The organism is Frankia sp. AiPs1 (assembly GCF_023716945.1).
Lineage (GTDB): Bacteria > Actinomycetota > Actinomycetes > Frankiales > Frankiaceae > Frankia.
In genome coordinates this window covers 1-16,002 of record NZ_JAMQQF010000091.1, presented here as the reverse complement: position 1 = coordinate 16,002, position 16,002 = coordinate 1, and the positions used below count along the sequence as shown (strand labels likewise).

General features: G+C 72.6%; 17 protein-coding genes and 2 pseudogenes. 18 read left to right on the top strand and 1 reads right to left on the bottom strand.

Going from position 1 to position 16,002, the window contains the following annotated elements; all coding sequences use genetic code 11:
* The 15 genes and pseudogenes from ND748_RS11635 to ND748_RS11565 all read left to right on the top strand — a co-directional run.
* Positions 1-445 (top strand): annotated as a pseudogene (locus tag ND748_RS11635) (histidine kinase); the annotation flags it as partial.
* 1 nt (position 446) lies between these two features.
* Positions 447-866, top strand: a complete 420-nt coding sequence (locus ND748_RS11630) for a roadblock/LC7 domain-containing protein (RefSeq protein WP_009737517.1) — start codon at positions 447-449, stop codon at positions 864-866.
* A gap of 128 nt (positions 867-994) precedes the next feature.
* The gene (locus ND748_RS11625; protein WP_251745727.1) at positions 995-1,366 is read left to right on the top strand and encodes a DUF742 domain-containing protein; all 372 of its coding nucleotides are present in this window, start codon (positions 995-997) and stop codon (positions 1,364-1,366) included.
* The gene (locus tag ND748_RS11620) at positions 1,347-2,063 is read left to right on the top strand and encodes an ATP/GTP-binding protein (RefSeq protein ID WP_251745725.1); all 717 of its coding nucleotides are present in this window, start codon (positions 1,347-1,349) and stop codon (positions 2,061-2,063) included. The genes ND748_RS11625 and ND748_RS11620 overlap by 20 nt, the downstream gene beginning before the upstream one ends.
* Complete coding sequence (locus tag ND748_RS11615; protein ID WP_251745724.1) at positions 2,060-3,205, top strand: LuxR C-terminal-related transcriptional regulator; 1,146 nt, start codon at positions 2,060-2,062, stop codon at positions 3,203-3,205. The genes ND748_RS11620 and ND748_RS11615 overlap by 4 nt, the downstream gene beginning before the upstream one ends.
* Positions 3,206-3,630: 425 nt before the next feature.
* Positions 3,631-4,005: a TcmI family type II polyketide cyclase gene (locus tag ND748_RS11610; protein ID WP_044884104.1), complete on the top strand. Its 375-nt coding sequence runs from the start codon at positions 3,631-3,633 to the stop codon at positions 4,003-4,005.
* 476 nt (positions 4,006-4,481) lie between these two features.
* Complete coding sequence (locus tag ND748_RS11605) at positions 4,482-4,739, top strand: acyl carrier protein (protein WP_251745723.1); 258 nt, start codon at positions 4,482-4,484, stop codon at positions 4,737-4,739.
* Positions 4,740-4,819: 80 nt separating this feature from the next.
* Entirely contained in the window at positions 4,820-5,314 is a 495-nt protein-coding gene (locus tag ND748_RS11600) for an SRPBCC family protein (protein WP_251745721.1), read from the top strand.
* Positions 5,315-5,328: 14 nt separating this feature from the next.
* Entirely contained in the window at positions 5,329-5,847 is a 519-nt protein-coding gene (locus ND748_RS11595) for a cupin domain-containing protein (protein WP_251745720.1), read from the top strand.
* On the top strand, positions 5,844-7,139 hold the full coding sequence (locus ND748_RS11590; protein WP_251745719.1) for a beta-ketoacyl-[acyl-carrier-protein] synthase family protein: 1,296 nt from the start codon (positions 5,844-5,846) through the stop codon (positions 7,137-7,139). The genes ND748_RS11595 and ND748_RS11590 overlap by 4 nt, the downstream gene beginning before the upstream one ends.
* Positions 7,136-8,464 carry a beta-ketoacyl synthase N-terminal-like domain-containing protein gene (locus ND748_RS11585; RefSeq protein WP_374215898.1) on the top strand — a complete coding sequence of 443 codons (1,329 nt, stop codon included), beginning with the start codon at positions 7,136-7,138 and terminating at the stop codon, positions 8,462-8,464. Before ND748_RS11590 ends, ND748_RS11585 begins: the two co-directional genes overlap by 4 nt.
* A 136-nt stretch (positions 8,465-8,600) precedes the next feature.
* The gene (locus ND748_RS11580) at positions 8,601-9,338 is read left to right on the top strand and encodes an SDR family NAD(P)-dependent oxidoreductase (protein ID WP_251745717.1); all 738 of its coding nucleotides are present in this window, start codon (positions 8,601-8,603) and stop codon (positions 9,336-9,338) included.
* On the top strand, positions 9,338-9,679 hold the full coding sequence (locus tag ND748_RS11575; protein WP_251745716.1) for an antibiotic biosynthesis monooxygenase: 342 nt from the start codon (positions 9,338-9,340) through the stop codon (positions 9,677-9,679). The genes ND748_RS11580 and ND748_RS11575 overlap by 1 nt, the downstream gene beginning before the upstream one ends.
* Positions 9,680-9,681: 2 nt before the next feature.
* Entirely contained in the window at positions 9,682-10,032 is a 351-nt protein-coding gene (locus ND748_RS11570; protein ID WP_251745715.1) for an antibiotic biosynthesis monooxygenase, read from the top strand.
* Positions 10,033-10,406: 374 nt separating this feature from the next.
* The gene (locus tag ND748_RS11565; protein ID WP_251745714.1) at positions 10,407-11,339 is read left to right on the top strand and encodes a hypothetical protein; all 933 of its coding nucleotides are present in this window, start codon (positions 10,407-10,409) and stop codon (positions 11,337-11,339) included.
* A 52-nt stretch (positions 11,340-11,391) separates the two neighbouring features.
* On the opposite strand, the gene ligD is transcribed toward ND748_RS11565, so the two are convergent.
* Positions 11,392-12,939 carry a non-homologous end-joining DNA ligase gene (ligD, locus tag ND748_RS11560; protein WP_251745713.1) on the bottom strand — a complete coding sequence of 516 codons (1,548 nt, stop codon included), beginning with the start codon at positions 12,937-12,939 and terminating at the stop codon, positions 11,392-11,394.
* Positions 12,940-13,372: 433 nt separating this feature from the next.
* On the opposite strand from ligD, the gene ND748_RS11555 reads away from it, so the two are divergent.
* The 3 genes and pseudogenes from ND748_RS11555 to ND748_RS11545 form a co-directional block, all read left to right on the top strand.
* Positions 13,373-14,716 carry a hypothetical protein gene (locus tag ND748_RS11555; RefSeq protein WP_251745712.1) on the top strand — a complete coding sequence of 448 codons (1,344 nt, stop codon included), beginning with the start codon at positions 13,373-13,375 and terminating at the stop codon, positions 14,714-14,716.
* A gap of 48 nt (positions 14,717-14,764) precedes the next feature.
* Positions 14,765-15,256, top strand: a complete 492-nt coding sequence (locus tag ND748_RS11550; protein ID WP_251745711.1) for a flavin reductase family protein — start codon at positions 14,765-14,767, stop codon at positions 15,254-15,256.
* Between the two features lie 125 nt (positions 15,257-15,381).
* Positions 15,382-16,002, top strand: a pseudogene (locus ND748_RS11545) (enoyl-CoA hydratase/isomerase family protein); the annotation flags it as partial.

Here is a 16,002-nt window from a genome sequence, read left to right as displayed (position 1 = left end):
GCGCCGAACCCCGTCGCTGTTCGGGCCGCCCCCCGCGGCACGTGACCTGCCCGGCGGGCCCCTGGCCCGCAACGACCCGTTCACCTCGCCGCTGAACCGCCCGACCGGGCCCCGCCACGAGGACACCCCCGGCGCGGGCCAGTCGATCGTCCCGCTGCACCGCCCGGCACCGCCCGGTGGTACCGGTGGGGCGGATCTGGCGGAGCGGGGCGGCCAGGCGCCCGAGGAGCACACCGAGGTGGGCCTGCCGCGGCGCACCCGACGAGCCAGCCTCGCACCTCAGCTACGCCGGGACAGCTCGGACGACCAGCCGGGCAAGCTCGCCGCGCAGCGCAGCCCGGAAGAGATCCGCAGCATGATGTCGTCCTTCCAGAGCAACTTCGGTCGCGGGCTGGCGGACGGCCAGGTTTCCAACGACGGCGACGATGTGGGAGAGGTGACCTGAGATGCGTCCGCTGGGGCCGTCCGAGAACATGAGCTGGCTGCTCAACAACCTCGTCAAGAAGGTTCCGGAAGTCACCTATGTGATCGCCCTGTCCTCGGACGGTCTGCTGCTCGCGACCTCCTATGGAATGGACCGGGCGACCGCCGACCAGCTCGCCGCGGTCGCCTCCGGGTTCAACAGCCTCGCCCGCGGCGCGGGCCGGTTCTTCGGGGGTGGCAACGTCCGCCAGACCATCGTCGAGATGGACCAGGGCTTCCTGTTCGTCACGGCGGTCGGCGACGGCTCGTGCCTGGCGATCCTGTCCAGCACCGGGGCCGACATCGGCCTCATCGCCTACGAGATGGCCCTGCTGGTGACCAGGGTCGGGGAGTTCCTCACCCCGGAGCTGCGGGCCCAGATGCAGTCCGCGCTGCCGCTGTAGGCGGCGCAGCGGCGGTCAACGGGGGTGCGACCGCGAATCTGGCCCACCGGTCGACCCCTGCGGTGTGACGACCGGACCGCAACGCTCACCGTCATGGCGGCGGAGCTCTCTCAGGCAGGAGGACCGGTATGTCGCACGACGAGGAATGGTTCGACGATGATGCGGGTCCGGTCGTCCGGCCCTACGCCGTCACGGGCGGTCGGACCCGGCCCACCAACCGGGCGCTGGAGCTGGTGGCGCTGGTGACCACCACCCCCAACGGACGGCTGATGGGCGCGAGGCTGGAGATGGAGCAGCGCTCGATCGCGCTGCTCTGTCAGCGCGTGCAGTCGATCGTCGAGATCTCGGCGCGGCTGGATCTGCCGCTCGGCGTCGTGCGGGTCCTCGTCGGCGACATGCTCGACGCCGGGCTGGTCACGGTGAACCGACCCGTCCGCTCGTCCGACCGCCCTTCCGCCGCCCTCATCGAAAAGGTGCTCGATGGACTACAGGCCCTCTAAAGGCTACGGGCCCGACAAAGGCTATGGGCCCGACAACGATTACGGGCCCGACAAAGGCTATGGGCCCGACAACGATTACCGGCCCGAACGGGCACGGTCGCCGGAGACGACGGCGCCGCATCCGGTCAAAATCATCATCGCCGGCGGGTTCGGCGTCGGGAAGACGACGTTCGTCGGCGCGGTCAGCGAGATCCCACCGCTGACCACGGAGGCCGCGATGACGGCCGCCAGCATCGGCATCGACGACACCAGCTCGGTCAGCTCGAAGACGACGACGACCGTCGCGATGGACTTCGGTCGAATCACGCTCGTCGACAGCGTCATCCTCTACCTGTTCGGTACCCCCGGGCAGGACCGGTTCTGGTTCATGTGGGACGAGCTGGTCCTCGGCGCGATCGGCGCGGTGGTGCTCGTCGATACCCGGCGGCTGGCGGACTCCTTCCCCGCCATCGACTACTTCGAGGAGCGCGACATCCCGTTCCTCATCGCGTTGAACCGGTTCGACGGCGCCCGCGAATACCGGGTCGAGGATGTTCGCGCGGCGCTCGACCTCGACCCGCGCCGGCCGGTGGTGTTCTGCGATGCCCGCCAGCGCGAGTCGGTCCGCCAGTCGCTGGTCTCACTGGTTCGTCATGCGCTCGATGTGGTCTCCGCCGAGTCGGCCGCCCGGCCGAGCCTGCCGCAGCGGTCCGGGTGAACGCCACGGACGACTGTTCGGACCTGACCAGCACGAGCCCGCCCGGGGCGGGGCCGATCGCCACGCCGCCGGCCCGCCGGGGGGGTCACGATCCGGCCTCCGGTCCGGCCCCCGATCCGACCCCCGGGAAGGGCAAGCCGCTCGACATTCTCGGTCTGGACGACGACGCCCTGTCCGCCTACCGGCTCTGGTTGCGTCACGGGCCGCTGGGTGTCTCCGAGGCGGCGCAGATGCTCGGGGAGTCGACGAACGGCGTCGGCCGGGCCCGCGACCGGCTGGTCGAACTCGGCCTGCTCCTGGCCTCCCGGGACCGGCCTGGACGTTTCGTCGCCGTCCATCCCGAGGCCGGCCTGGATCATCTGCTCCAAGCCCAGCACGAGCAGCTCATCCGGCGCCACGAGCGGCTCGTGCGAGCCCGGGCGCAGATGAGTGTCTTCGTCTCGGACTACCTGGAGAGCCGTCCCGGGCCGGACGCGGTCGAGGTGCAGCGCATCGACGGCGTCGACCAGGCCCGGGCCGAGCTGCTCGCCCTCGTCGGCCGGGCCGAGCGGGAGGTGCTCACCCTGCGCACCCGCCGGGGCTGGTCGGCGGCGCTGTCCGCCGACGTCATGCCGGTCGAGCTGCGAGCCCTGCGGCGCGGGGTCGTGATGCGCAGCGTGCTGCCGCGATCGCTGCGGCTCGACGAGCGGGGCGCGGGGTATGTGCGCACCGTCGCCGCCCACGGCCTCGACGCCCGTGTCACCGACGACCCGCGGCTGGACGCCACGACCATCGACGGCCGCGTCGGGCTCGTCCGGCTGGCCCGCGGTGGCGTCGGCGTGGGCGGCCACACGCTGCTCGTGCGGACGCCCGAGCTCACCGCCGTCCTGCTGACCCTGTTCGAGCAGGTCTGGGAGATCGCCGAGCCGCTTGGCGGCGGGCCGGCGCAGACCGACGGCGAGGAGTCGGCCGACGACCCCTCCGACACCGAGCGGCTGTTGCTGCGCCTGCTCAGCCTCGGGGTCAAGGACGAGGCGGCCGCCCGCCACCTCGGTGTCTCCGTGCGCACCGTGCGCCGCATGATCGCGGACCTGATGTCACGTCTCAACGCCCGCAGTCGCTTTCAGGCCGGCACCCTCGCCTCTCGCCGCGGCTGGCTCTGATCCCATCCGGTGGTGGTCCGGGTGGGCCTGGCCGCTCTGGCGTTGAGGTACATCGCTGCTGGTCATGAGTTCGGCGGCCGGACCGTTGTAGCGGTGTTGGGCGGTGGGTGCGCGTCAGTTGGCACATCATTGCCAGGGCAGCTTGATGCCACCCGAATTCCAGGACACCGGCCGCGCCCGGCCGCATGCTCTCGATGAGCCGAACACTGACCATGTCAGGGGGTCGGCGGGCACGGCCGGCGGTCGCGAGTCGGTCGGCGTTCGCCTGCCCGCCCGTCGCCCGACGGGCCCCGCAGGCCGCGCAGGCGCACGCGCGGTCCGCGGGGGGCCCGGCTGTCCACCTCCAGCGTGCCGTCGACCTGCCGGCCCGCAGGTTGCCATGCACGCCGCTTGCCTCTCCTGGAAAACGCCCGAGGAGTCCTTCCGTGCCCGCAGTTGCCGGATCGCAGCCCGCCGCCACATCGTCGGGAAAGCCGACGCACCGCACGCTGATCGTGGCGAGAATGAACCCCGCTGACGCCGACGCCGTCGCCGAGACCTTCGCCGAGTCCGACGCGGGGGAACTCCCCGGCATCGTCGGCGTCACCCGCCGCGAGCTGTTCGAGTTCCACGGGCTCTACTTCCACCTCATCGACGCGCCGGCGGACATCGCGCCGACCGTCTCGGATGTGCGCGGGCATCCGCTGTTCGTCGACGTGAACACGAAGCTGGAGAAGTTCATCACCGCCTACGACCCGGCGACCTGGCGGGGGCCGCGGGACGCGATGGCGCGCAGCTTCTACCACTGGTCGGCCGGCTGACCGGCCCGGATCCACGCCGCCGCGGGTATCGGTCACCCGCGGCCCCGGGCCGCCCCCGCGAGGGGCGCGCGCCGCCGTGCCCTGATCCGCGTGCCGGCCCGGCCCGCGTCGCCGGATCCGCGTCGGCCGGTTTCGCCGACCTGATCCGTCACGTCTCGTCCCGGCCCGTCCTGTCTCGGGCCGTCCCGATCCGTCCCGTCCTGACCTGCGCGGCTGCGACCTCCCGGTCCGGGCCCGTGATCGCCACGGCGGTCAGGGCCGCCTCGCCCTGCCCCGGAGACCCCGGCGCGACATGCGCCGCAGCGGCCCCCGAACGCGAATGACCGCCCGGTCCGCCGGGATCTCTGCCCGGCCGTCCGCCGTCCGCCGTCGTCCGCCGCGACTGGCAGCTTCCTGCCCGCGGCGGGTCCCGACGCAAACCTGACGACACCCTTTCCCCGCCGACCCCATCTGCACCTATCCGAGGAGATCGTGACATGCCCCAGCAGTGGACGGCCGACGCCCTGCTCGACTTCCTCGTCGAGCAGGCCGGGCTGCCCCCGGAGGACCGCCCCACCGACCTGGCCGTGACATTCCTCGATATCGGCCTGGACTCGCTGGCCTACCTCCAGCTCTCGGCGGAGGTGGTCGGTGCCTTCGGGGTGGACCTGCCGGGCGAGATGCCGGACGGCTACACCCTCGCCGAGATTCTCGACACCGTGAACGCCGCGCTCGGCGAGCGCGAACCGGTCTGATTTACCGACGGGCGCCCGGAACCGCCGGCCGCCGAGTCTCGATCCGCATCCGGATTTTCTTCGCAAACCGGGGAGTAGCCGTGAGTGGGCATACCGACAACTCGATTCTGATCGACGCCGACATCGATACGGTCTGGACCATCACCAACGATCTGCCTACGTGGCCCGACCTGTTTACGGAATACGCGTCGGTGGACATTATCGAGAGCAACGGGAACACCTTCAAGTTCCGGCTCACCATGCATCCGGACGAGAACGGTACGGCATGGAGCTGGGTGTCGGAGCGGACGCTTGACCCGGTGAACCGCCAGGTCCGCGCCTACCGCGTCGAGACCGGGCCGTTCGAGTACATGCACATTCACTGGACCTACACCCCGGAGGGCACCGGTACCCGGATGCGCTGGGTGCAGGACTTCCACATGCGCCCGGCGGCGCCGCTCAACGACGAGCAGATGACCGCCCGGATCAACACCAACACCGCCCGGGAGATGGCCGTGATCCGGGAGAAGGTCGAGCGGGCCGCTGTCGCCGCGCGACCCGCCCCGCTTGCCGTGGCCGTGCCGGAACAGGTCTGAGGAGGACGCGACCGATGGTAGCTCCAGCGACGACGACCCCGAAGGTTCTCTGCATCCACGACATCACGCCCAACCGGCGCCGCGGCGGGGACATCCGCGCCCTGCTCTCCCCGGCGACGGTCGGCTCGACCACCGGCTTCCTCGGCACACTCACCCTCGAGCCCGGCGAGGTCGTCACCGAGCACTGGCACCCCTACTCGGAGGAGTTCCTCTACTGCGTGCGCGGCACCGTGACCGCCCGGCTGGACGGTGACCACCAGGTCCTGGCCGCCGACCACGGCGTGTGCATCCCGATCGGCATGCGCCACCGCATCGTCAACACGGGCGACGAGACCGCGTTCCTCGTGTTCCACCTCAGCCCGCTGGCGCCCCGCCCCGACCTCGGCCACGTCGACACCGAGGCGGTGCTGAACCCGGACGCCCCGCACGCCCCCATCATCCAGTCGGGCCCCCACGCTCACACGGTGACCGTGGACGCCCTGTCCGCGGATGCCGTGCCCGCGGATGCCCTGCCCGCCGGGGCCAGACGGTGAGCGAACCGAGGAGGACCGCGGTCACCGGGATCGGGGTGGTCGCCCCGGGCGGGGTCAACCGCAAGGAGTTCTGGACGCTGCTGACCGACGGGCGCACGGCGACCCGGCGGCTGTCGTTCTTCGACCCGTCGCAGTTCCGCTCCCAGGTCGCCGCCGAATGCGACTTCGACCCGGCGGCGGCCGGGCTGAGCGCCCGGCAGATCGCCCGTAACGACCGCTTTGTGCAGTTCGCGCTCGCCGCCGCGCTGGAGGCGGTCGAGGACAGCGGCCTCGACCTGCGTCCGGCCGGTACCGGCGGCCTCGGCGACGAAGACGGGGACGGTCCGATCGTCGGCGTCAGCATGGGCAGCGCGGTCGGTGCGACGACCCGGCTGGAGAACGAGTACGTCGTCGTCTCCGACTCGGGCCGCCACTGGGAGGTGGACCCGCACTACGCCAGCTCCTTCCTGTACCACGCGCTCGTCCCGAGCTGCCTGGCCACGGAGCTCGCCTGCCGGTTCGGCACGCATGGTCCGGCGTCGGTGGTGTCCACCGGCTGCACCTCCGGCATCGACGCGGTCGGCTACGGCGCGCAGCTCATCGCCGACGGTGAGGCGGACATCGTGATCGCCGGCGCCTCCGACGCGCCACTGTCGCCGATCTCGGTGGCCTGCTTCGACGCGATCCGGGCCACCTCGGCGCGCAACGACGACCCCGAGCACGCCTCCCGCCCGTTCGATGCCAACCGCGACGGCTTCGTGATGGGGGAGGGCTCGGCCGTGCTCATCCTCGAGGAGCTGTCGTCCGCGCGGGCCCGCGGGGCGCACATCTACTGCGAGGTCGGCGGCTACGCGTCGCGGTCCAACGCCTTCCACATGACCGGCCTGCGTCCCGACGGCGTCGAGATGGCCGAGGCGATCCGGGTCGCGATGAACGCCGCGCGGGTCGGCCCGGACGACATCGACTACATCAACGCGCACGGCTCGGGCACCAAGCAGAACGACCGGCACGAAACCGCGGCCTTCAAGCGCTCGCTCGGGCAGCGCGCGTACGAGGTTCCGGTCAGCTCGATCAAGTCGATGATCGGCCACTCCCTCGGCGCGATCGGCTCCCTGGAGATCGCCGCCTGCGCCCTGGCCATCGAGAACGACGTCGTCCCGCCCACCGCCAACTGGGCCACCCGCGATCCGGCGTGCGACCTCGACTACGTGCCGAACATCGCCCGCGATCACACCGTCGACGTGGCACTGTCGGTGGGCAGCGGGTTCGGTGGGTTCCAGTCCGCGATCGTCATGTCGGCGCCGAACCGGTGAACGCTCCAGTGGACACCGCCACCGCCACCGGTACTGCCACCGCCACCGGTACTGCCACCGCCACCGGTACTGCCACCGCCACCGCCAGCGCCACCGCGGTCCGGCCGGTCGTCACCGGCCTGGGGATCATCGCCCCCAGCGGTATGGGGGTCGAGCAGTACTGGGCGTCGACCCTGCGCGGGGAGCTGCGCGTCGCCCCGATCAGCCGGTTCGACCCGGCCCGCTACTCCGCCAGGCTCGCCGGCGAGGTCGCCGGGTTCGAGCCGGAGGAGCACGTCGACAAGCGGTACATCGTCCAGACCGACCGGTGGACCTGGTTCGGGATGGCCGCCTCCCGGCTGGCTCTGGCCGACGCCGCCTACGACCCGGCCGACCACGACCCGTACGCCACGGCGGTCGTGTTCGGCAGCGGGTCCGGTGGCAACGACTTCGGTCAACGGGAGCTCCAGCGGCTGTGGACCCGCGGGCGGACCGCGGTGAGCGTCTACCAGTCGATCGCCTGGTTCTACGCGGCGACGACCGGTCAGACGTCGATCCGTCATGGCCTGAAGGGGCCATCCGGGGTCGTGGTCAGCGACGGCGCCGGCGGGCTGGACAGCCTTGCCCAGGCCAGACGGGTCATCCGCCGCGGCACGTCGACGGTGCTCGCGGGGGGCGCCGAATCGGGCCTGACGCCGTACGGACTCACCTGCCATCTCAGCAGCGGCCGGGTCAGCACCGCCGCAGCGGCGGCGGACGGCTACAAGCCGTTCGACGTGCGGGCGAACGGCTACCTGCCGGGGGAGGGCGGCGCGACCCTGGTCGTCGAGGATCCGGCGGCGGCGGCGGCCCGCGGCGCCCCGCGCATCTACGGGGAGATCGCGGGCTACGCCGCGACGCACGACGCCGCCGACCACGCCCGCCCGGCGCCGGACGCCCGTTGGCTGGTCACCGCGATGCGCCGGGCCCTGGCCGACGCGGGTCTGACCCCGGACGACGTGGACGTGGTGTTTGCCGACGGCGCCGGGTCCCCGGACCTCGACGCCCAGGAGGCGGCGGCGATCCGTGCCGTGTTCGGTGGTCGCCCGGTGCCGGTGACGGCGCCGCAGGGCCTCGTCGGCCGGTTGTGCGCCGGCGGCTCGGCGCTGTCGGTGGCGACGGCGCTGCTGTCGATCCGGGACGGCGTCATTCCTGCCGTGGGCAACCTCGACACCCCCGATCCGGGCTACGGCCTGGACCTGGTGCAGGCCCCCAGGCGGACCCCCGTCCGGGTGGCACTGATCAACGCCCGCGGCTACGGCGGCTTCAACAGCAGCCTCGTCGTCCGCGCCGTCGACCCCGCCTAACCAGATCCCGACCCTGCCCGACCGGGCCCCCATCCCGACCGGCCCGGCCTGTGCGACCCGCCCGAGCGGCTCGATCCACGGGAGCTGCTCGATCCGTTCGACCTGCTCAATTCCTCGATCTAGGAGACAGTCAGCGATGTTCCCAGACCTGGCCGGGCGACGCGCCCTGGTCACCGGTGGTACCCGCGGCATCGGCCGGGCCGTCGTGCTCGGCCTGGCTCGGGCCGGTGCGACGGTCGTCGTCGGCCATCAGCGCCAGACGGAGGAGGCCGAGAGCCTGCGCCGCGAGCTGAAGGACACCGGCGGCGACCACCTGCTCGTCCAGGCGGACGTGGCCGACCCGGCCCAGATCACCGAGCTCATCGAGGCCACCGGCACCCACCTCGGTGGCCTCGACATCGTGGTCAACAGCGTCGGGACGATCAGCCACATCCCCTACGCGGACCTGCCGCTGGATGCCTGGACGCAGGTGCTCGCGACCAACCTCACCGCCACCCACCTGGTCACCCAGGGCGCGCTGGCGCTGCTCGGGGAGTCCGGTTCGGTGGTCAACATCGGGTCGGGCGCCGGGGTCGTCGGCGTGCCGCTGCGGGCGCACTACACCGCGGCGAAGACCGGCCTGATCGGGCTGACCCGCTCGCTGTCCAAGGAGCTCGGCTCCCGGGGCATCCGGGTCAACCTGGTCTCGCCGGGCGTCATCGAGACCGACCAGGCCGCCGGCATGCCCGCGGCCGCCCGCACGGCCTACACCAACCGCATCCCGCTGGGCCGTCTCGGCGAGGCCGACGAGGTCGCCGCGGTCGTCCTGTTCCTGGCCAGCGACGTGTCGTCCTACGTCAACGGCGCCACCTTCACGGTCGACGGAGGAATCTGATGGCATCGACCCCGCCCTTTCGGATCATGCTGACCATGCAGATCCACCCGGGCCGCGAGGCCGAGTTCGAGCAGACCTGGCTGCGCATCGGCGACGCGGTGACCTCGCACCCCGCCAACCTGGGCCAGTGGCTGATCCGCTCGGAGGACGAGCCGAGCACGTACTTCATCACCAGCGACTGGGTCGACGAGGCGCAGTTCCGCGAGTTCGAGACCAGCGAGCGGCACCTGGAGCACCGCAAGGCGCTGCACCCCCTGCGCGCCAGCGGCTCGATGGCCACCGGCAGCGTCCTGACGCACCTGGCCGGCGCGGCGTCCCTGCCGGTGCCGGCGGCCGGCTAGCCGTGGGAGCAGACGTCGAGGCGGCGGTCCGGGTGATGCTCTGGGCCGTCGACCCGCCCGACGATCCCGGGGCGGTGGAACGTGCCTACCACGCGATCAGTTCCAAGCTGGTCGGCACCCCGGGGCTGCTCGGCAACACGCTGCAGCGTTCGGCGGCGGACCCGTCCCGGTACGTCGTGGTGAGCGTCTGGTCGGGCATGACCGGGTTCAGCGCCTGGGAGCAGGGGGCGAACCACCGCGGGACGACCTCCCCGCTGCGGCCGCTGCAGGATCCCGAGCGCCGCCCGGCGATCTACACCGAGGTTGCCGCGTACGGCCCGCAGGGGCCGTTCGGCGAGGCACCCGCGGGCTGATCCGGCCGCCCGCGGGCTTGGACCACCGCCCGCGGGCGCCACAGTCGCATGGTGTCGGCCGCCCCGTCTGGGGCAGGCGGCGCGGCCGACGCCATGCCATCTCCCGCCCTCACCCCCGCGTCCGGCCTCCGCGTTGGAACGCGTCTGGTCGGGACCGGCGGGTGGTATCCGACCGGCCCGCCGCCCGTCCTGTCCGGTCCGTCCGGCCCGCCCGTTCGGCGGGAACAGCCGCCGCCCAGTGTCCGGTGATTCTGGGAAAGTGATGAACGAGCGGATCCCATCGGCGAGAATTCCGCTGCGGGTTCGCGCCGACCTGGCGACGTCCTGACCGCCCACCGTCCAGTTCGGGCCTGTGCCGAACGGGGGAGGCGCCCATGGCCACAGTGCACATCAGCAACGCGGCGGCGCGGATGTGCGCGGCCGACGGCGGCATGGCCGGGCCCGAACAGGCCCGGATCTGGTTGCTGGGCCAGGTCGAGCGAGGCGTCGTGACCGACCGGCTGCCCCACTCGATGCAGGGCCGGCGTAGTCCGACCGGGCAATTCTGCGTGGTCGACGGAGTCCTCATACTCCCGCTCGCCCATGCCCGCCAGGGCGGCTGGGTCGCCACGAGCTGCCATTTCGATCCCACGTACCTGGCGTCCCGGGATGGCGTCGGAAACGTCGACCCGTTTGCCCTGTCAGGTCCCGAGCTGGCTCGCCTGGTCAGCTTCAGCGGCCATTGCCGGGACAGGTACCGAGAACGGTGCGGCGGTCCCCGCCGTGATCAGGACGTGGACGCCGAACTCGGCGGCATCATCGCCCGGTCCGGACGCGCGGTCACACGTCGGCCGTCGTGGTCGTCGTCCTCACGCGACGATGCAGAGTTCTACCTCGTCGCGGACGACGAGTACATGCTTCCCGTCGTGCGTCAGGGCAGCGCCACACGACCCTTCGTCGCGACGACCTGCATGCATCGTGCACAGGACCTGTTCGGCTACTCCGGTGCCGCGCTGGCGGACCTGTGCCGCCTGCCTTCATCAGCCGGCGACGCGGGCCCTCGCCTGATCGCCCTGCGGGCGGCGTTGACGGACAGCGGCGCGACCCTGCGGTGGCGTCCTTCGCGGCGCGGGCGTCCGGTGCCCGACACGAGATTCTCCATTGAGGCCGGCCGGGCGGAGCTGGCCGTCGACTGGGACCGGACCGCCGCCACCCCGCTCACCATCGTCCGCGTCTGTCGCGGTGGGCGTCGCTGGCGCCGGCTCGCCCGTGGCGCGCAGCCCAACCTGGTCATCCGCATGCTGCGGGCCTTGGCCCGCCGCGGGTAGCAGTGGTGGGTCGGACTTATGAGTAGTTGCTGGTGCGGGTGGGTGCTGGTGGTCAGGTATCCGCCGAACGGGCGGTGTCGGCGGGGGAGATGTCGAGGCGCAGCCCCTGGAAGGACGGGTGACGTAGCCGGCCGTCCGCCGTCCACGAGGTGAACTCGACCTCGGCGATCAACTCGGGATCCACCCAGACGGCGCCGCTGGCGACCGCGGCGGGGACATCCCGAAGCGGGGGGTCCGGGCGGCGCAACGGCGCCAGCAGCGCGGCGAGCCGGTCGAGCGTCGCCTCGCTGAACCCGGTGCCGACCTGCCCGGCGTAGCGGGGGCCGGCCGGCGTGGCGACGCCGACGAGCAGTGCCCCTATCCGGTCGGTGCGCCGACCGGTGCCCGGCTCCCACCCGCCGACGAGCACACTCTGCCGGCGGACATGCCGCACCTTCACCCAGTCCGCCGAGCGCCGACCGGCCTGGTAGGGAGAACTACGCCGTTTGGCGACGACCCCCTCCAGTCCGGCGGCGCTGCTCGCCGCCATGACCTCGTCGCCCGTTCCGACCAGTTCCTCGGACAGGCGCAGCCGCCCTCGTTCCGCCTGCTCTGCCAGCAGCGCCCGCCGCCGAGAGTAGGGCTGGGCGACGAGGGAGTGCCCGTCGAGGAACAGCAGATCGAACACCAGATACCGGACGGGAATCGTCGCCGCGGCACGACGCGCCATGGCCGGTGTCGCAATGTGCACCCGGTGGCTGAGCAGTTCGAAGTCGGGCGTACCCGCCGGGCCGAAGGCGACGATCTCCCCGTCGAGGATCACCTGGGTCGCGCCGAAGGCCGGGCCGAGTGCGCGCAGCTCGGGGAAGACGTCGGTGACGTCGAGCCCCGAGCGGCTGCGCAGCCGGGCGCGCCCGCCGTCGACGAAGGCGAGCGTCCGAACCCCGTCCCACTTGACCTCGTAGGCCCAGTCGTCCCCGCCCGGCGGCGCGGTGGCGGCAACGGCGAGCATCGGCGCCATCCGACCCGGCATCGGCTCGCGGCCAGGGTCGCCCTGCAGATCCGTGCTGCCCGACGGCGCCCCGCCCGGCGGATCCATGCGGTGCACCATCCAGGTGCGGTTGTCCTGGTCCGGCCGGCCCGACGCCTGCTCCGTTCCGGTCTCCCCGGTGCGTCCGGTCGAGAAGAAGGCGTAACGCCCGTGCACCCGGTCGCCGTGCAGCGTCACCTTGACCTTCTGCGCGGACCAGGACTCCAGCCGGTACTGGCCACGGTCCCAGATGCTCACCTCGCCGGCGCCGTACTCCCCCTTCGGGATGGTCCCGGCGAAGTCGGCGTAGGCGAGGGGATGATCCTCGGTGCGCACGGCCAGATGGTTCTTCCGAGGATCCGTCGGCAACCCGCGGGGCACCGCCCAACTGACCAGGACTCCGTCCCGTTCGAGCCGGACGTCCCAGTGCAGCCGGCGGGCGTGGTGCTCGTGGATCACGAAACGGTCGCCGCGGCCGTTCTGGTCGTCTCCCGTGTGGTCCGCCGGCGCAGGCGCGGCGTCAGTCGGCCGCTCCTGCGAACGGGGGGTGCGCCGGCCGCCGTCGGCTCCCGCGTCACTGGTGGACGACACGTCCGGTTCGGGGGTGCGACTGACGTGCCGGCGGGAGCTGTATTCAGCCAGCCGAGACCCTCTCGTGTGGTCGCCACCGGTGCCGTCGCCACCCATCCGGGCGGTGTACCCGCCCACGGCCGCACTGCGCGGGACGGTGACCCTTCGACGTGGGTTCCGCGATGTCACCGCTGCCGCGCTGTGCCCGGCTTGCGGCCTCGGGCCTCGGATCAACTCTGCCTGTTGTGACGGTCTGTGCCGGTAGGGGGGTTGGACGGCGCCGCTCGGTGGCGGTCCTGCCTCTCGGTGTACAAATGCGCGGTCCGGCCCGAAGGCGCCCGCGGTGTCCGGATGCGTCCCGCGGCCCGCCCGCAGCCGGGGGGTTCCGGGGTGGTGTCAGTGGTGGTGGGTGGTGGACCGGCCGTCGTCGGCGCCGTGGGGATCGGGGGATCGGATGCCTGACTCGTCCGCGCTGGACGTTCTTATCGGCCTCGCACTGCTGTTCGCCGCGTTCAGCCTCGCCGTCTCCCGGATCAACGAGGCTGTGCTCGGCCTCGTGCGCTACCGGGGCCGCCGCCTCGAATCGGAGCTGCGCCGGCTGCTCGGCGGCCGCCCGCCGGGCGGCGCACCGCCCGATCCGGGGGACCCGCCACCCGTGGACGTCGCTGCGGAGTTGCTCGACGGGCCCCTGCGGGCCATGCGCACCGCCGGCCGGGACGAGGCCTCCGTCGACATGGCCGATCATCGGCCCGTGCAGCGAACCTGGGCCGCGGTGCGGCGGGCTCGCCGGCTGCGGCTGCCCTCCTACGTGCCGTCCACCGCGTTCGCCCGGGCCCTGCTCGATCGGGTCGACCCACCCGCCCGGGCCATGCTGACCCAGCTACGCCCGGACGGGCTGCCCTCGCACATCCCCGCTGAGACCCGCGAGGCCTACCGGAGCGCGTACGAGGCCGCCCGGCACTCCCTGGACGAGGCCTCCGCACGGGCGCTGTACGCCGCGATGCCGGCGGATCACCCGACCGGGCGGGTCGTGGCCGCCGCGCTGGTGTCCGCCGTGGGCAGTGGGACGGTCGGCACGCTGGAGGACGGGCTGGCCGCTTTGCCGCCCTCCCTGGCGAAGGATGCGCTGACCGCGGCGGTGGTCCAGACGGGCGGCGACCGCGAGAAGATCATTACCGAGCTGGCGCGGTGGTACGACGAGGCGATGGACCGCCTGTCCGGGTGGTACAAGCGGCGGATCGCGGTGTTCCTGCTCGCCTACGCGATCGTGCTGGTGGCCGTGTTCAACCTCGACGCGGTCGCCGTCTCTCGCGCGCTGTGGCAGGACGGGACCGTGCGCGACGCGGCGGTGACCGCAAGCCAGAGCCAGATCGGCCAGCCCGCGGATGGCGGCTCCGCCGCCGGTTCGGGTGACACGGGTTCGGGCGACACGGGTTCGGGCGACACGGGTTCGGGTGACACGGGGTCCGGTGACAGTCAGGGCGCTGCGCAGCCCGGCGACCAGGGGACCGGCGGCACCTCCGACGCCGGGGTGGGCGACGCCGTCGAGAGCGCGATCAGGTCGGTGCGGGATGCCTCCGGGCTCGCCCTGCCCATCGGGTGGGTTCGGACGAGCGACGACCGCGACGACCCGAGGGAGGTCCCGCACACGGTCGGCGGCTGGCTGCTGAAGATCGCCGGGCTGGCCATCGCCTGCTTCGCCCTGACCGCCGGTGCCCCCTTCTGGTTCGAGTTGCTGGGCCGGCTGGTCAACATGCGCGCCGCCGGGCCGAAACCGCGGTCGGCCACCAGCGGCTGACCGCACCAGCGTTGACCAGGCTGCCCGATCGGAGGAGCGTGACGGGTGATGACCGAACCCTCCGTGTTTCACGAGGCCGTGAGTGCGATCAGCTACCCGATGGTGATCGTGACCGTGGCGGCGCCCGGCGGTGAGCGCAGCGGCTGCCTCGTCGGCTTCCACACCCAGTGCAGCATCGAACCGGCGCGGTACCTGCTGTGCATCTCGCAGGCCAACCACACCCACCGGGTTGCCCTGGCGGCCAGCCATCTCGCGGTCCACCTCCTCGACGAGGCCGACGAGGAGCTCGCGACGCTGTTCGGCGAGCAGACCGGCGACGAGATCGACAAGTTCGCGCGCTGCGCCTGGCGACAGGGCCCGTTCGGACTGCCCGTCCTGGTGCAGCCGCGTGCCTGGTTCGCCGGCCCTGTCCACACCCGGGTCGGCGTCGGTGACCACACGGCGTTCGTCCTCGAACCGGTCGACGGCGCAGCCGGCGGGCCGTTCACCCAGCTCGGCTTCCAACAGGTCCGGGACATGCGGCCGGGCCATCCGGCCTGACGGCTTCGGCCGACGCTGAACGCGGGCGCGCGCCGGGCGCAGACCGCCGCGGTACCCCGCCGGCCGGCGGCCTGGCGAGGAGGACCGCGCGATTGCGCGGCGCCGGGGCACTAGCGTCATCGTCCGTGAACACTCCTGTGCCCGGGCCGGCCGCGCAACCGGTTGGCTCCGACCCGCTCACCGTCAGCCCTGGCCCGGTCGGGGGAGACCTGCTCGCCGGGCTGGACGGGGTGGGCGGGCGGCGGGTCACCGATCCCGAAGCGGTGCTCGCGGACCTGCAGGCCGATCCGGAGTCCTTCGGCCCACTCGGGGGCCGGCCCATCCTGATCGTCGACGCCGCCTCCCCGGCGGCGATCAGGGTCGGCGAGCTCGGCCGCCGGCTGCCCTGCGTGTGCGTCGCCGTGGCCGAGGAGCTGCGGTGGGTTCCCGACGGCGTCGCCACCTGCGGCTTCGACATCCTGCTCACCGACGAGCCGGATGCGCCGCAGCCCTGGGTGACCGCGTCGGACGGGATCGACGCCGCGGTGGACGCCCTGGCCGCCGCGACCGCGGCGAATCCGTACGCCGCTGTCGCGCTCGTGCAACTGCTGCGCGTGAGCACCGGCATCGACGTGCGCGATGCGGTCGTCGCCGAGTCGTTCGCCTACTCGGCCCTGCAGGCCGGCCCGGAGTTCGCCGGCTGGCTGGCCCGGCGACGGGCCCGGCAGAGTGCACGCGCGGCGGCCCGGCCAGGGTTGGACCCGGCC

Bases quoted from the DNA above. Each gene is read 5' to 3' on its own strand.
- ND748_RS11630 (WP_009737517.1), top strand. From the start codon at position 447: ATGCGTCCGCTGGGGCCGTCCGAGAACATGAGCTGGCTGCTCAACAAC.
- ND748_RS11625 (WP_251745727.1), top strand. From the start codon at position 995: ATGTCGCACGACGAGGAATGGTTCGACGATGATGCGGGTCCGGTCGTC.
- ND748_RS11620 (WP_251745725.1), top strand. From the start codon at position 1,347: ATGGACTACAGGCCCTCTAAAGGCTACGGGCCCGACAAAGGCTATGGG.
- ND748_RS11605 (WP_251745723.1), top strand. From the start codon at position 4,482: ATGCCCCAGCAGTGGACGGCCGACGCCCTGCTCGACTTCCTCGTCGAG.
- ND748_RS11595 (WP_251745720.1), top strand. From the start codon at position 5,329: ATGGTAGCTCCAGCGACGACGACCCCGAAGGTTCTCTGCATCCACGAC.
- ND748_RS11580 (WP_251745717.1), top strand. From the start codon at position 8,601: ATGTTCCCAGACCTGGCCGGGCGACGCGCCCTGGTCACCGGTGGTACC.
- ND748_RS11575 (WP_251745716.1), top strand. From the start codon at position 9,338: ATGGCATCGACCCCGCCCTTTCGGATCATGCTGACCATGCAGATCCAC.
- ND748_RS11565 (WP_251745714.1), top strand. From the start codon at position 10,407: ATGGCCACAGTGCACATCAGCAACGCGGCGGCGCGGATGTGCGCGGCC.
- ND748_RS11555 (WP_251745712.1), top strand. From the start codon at position 13,373: ATGCCTGACTCGTCCGCGCTGGACGTTCTTATCGGCCTCGCACTGCTG.
- ND748_RS11550 (WP_251745711.1), top strand. From the start codon at position 14,765: ATGACCGAACCCTCCGTGTTTCACGAGGCCGTGAGTGCGATCAGCTAC.